The following is a 1,305-nucleotide window of genomic DNA, read 5'->3' on the forward strand; positions in this document are numbered from 1 at the left end:
GTGGTACACGAATCGACTAGCTATCGACGTCTTTGTACTTGGTTTGTCGCGGAAGCGATAGACTGGCTACGAAACGGTACATGGGAGTAATGTGGGAAACGTTGAGTAGATTGCCATTTGGCTAGCACGCTCAACCACCATGTGAAATAGACCAACACGAAGAGAAGTCATCGGCCCCCACACAGCACACCATCTTCGGGGAGAAGCGTGCGGGTGTATTACAGTTTGTACGGTCACTTGCTTAATAAAGCAAGACTGTTCAAGGGATTTAAAAAGGTATTCAAAGCGAAAGGCGCGGCCGGAATAGATGGGCAGAGCCTGAGTGCGTTTGCCTCAAATCTGGATAATGAACTCACGCAGCTTCTTCTCGAACTCAAAACCAAACGCTATCAACCGCAACCGGTAAGGCGGGTAGTTATCCCGAAAGATGGAGGCGGCGAGCGTTTATTGGGGATCCCAACGGTAAGGGATAGGGTCGTTCAACAATGCTTAAATGACCTCCTTACGCCCATCTTCGAAGAACAGTTCCATCCATCAAGCTTTGGTTATAGACCCAAGCGGAGCTGTCACGATGCCATCAATAAAGCCACGATGTTCATCCGACGATACGGACGACGACACGTGGTGGATATGGACTTGTCGAAGTGCTTCGATAAGCTGGACCATACGCTTATCATTAAGAGTATCAAAAGACGGGTCTGTGACGGCAGTGTGCTGAGCCTCATTGCTCAGTTCTTACAAAGTGGGGTGATGGTAGATGGCCATTGGCAGCAAACAGAAACAGGCAGTCCGCAAGGCGGGGTGATAAGCCCGCTCATAGCGAACATCTATCTGGATGCGTTTGATGAGGAAATGAAACAGCGGGGCCACCGAATAGTGCGCTATGCTGATGACATCCTTATCTTGTGTTGCAGTCGTGCAGCGGCAGAGAATGCCAAAGCGCAAGCCACGCAAATCTTAGAAGGAAAACTAAAGCTAAGCGTAAATACGGAGAAAACACACATCACACACAGTGATGATGGTGTGAAGTTCCTCGGCGTTGAAATCGGGACGAAACATACCCGCATACAACCTAAGAAACTCACCGCGTTTAAGGCGAAGCTAAAGCAGATGACGAAACGCAATAGCGGAATACCGCTGCAATCAGTCATCAATACCTTAAACCCACTGTTAAGAGGGTTTAGTCACTACTTCAAGATAGCCAATGCGAGCAGGGCATTTAAGCAAATAGCGAGCTGGCTAAGGCGCCGCTTGCGCAGCATCCAACTTAAGTTATGGAAGAAGGCGAGCCGCCTCCATCGCTGG

General features: G+C 49.3%; 1 protein-coding gene. It reads left to right on the forward strand.

The features are described from left to right. Positions 1-213: 213 nt before the first annotated feature. A partial coding sequence (ltrA, locus tag GTH32_RS19230; protein WP_343033462.1) for a group II intron reverse transcriptase/maturase occupies positions 214-1,305 on the forward strand: 1,092 nt, incomplete at its 3' end.

Origin of the sequence: Alteromonas profundi (genome assembly GCF_010500865.1) — a bacterium.
GTDB classification, from domain to species: Bacteria; Pseudomonadota; Gammaproteobacteria; order Enterobacterales; family Alteromonadaceae; genus Alteromonas; species Alteromonas profundi.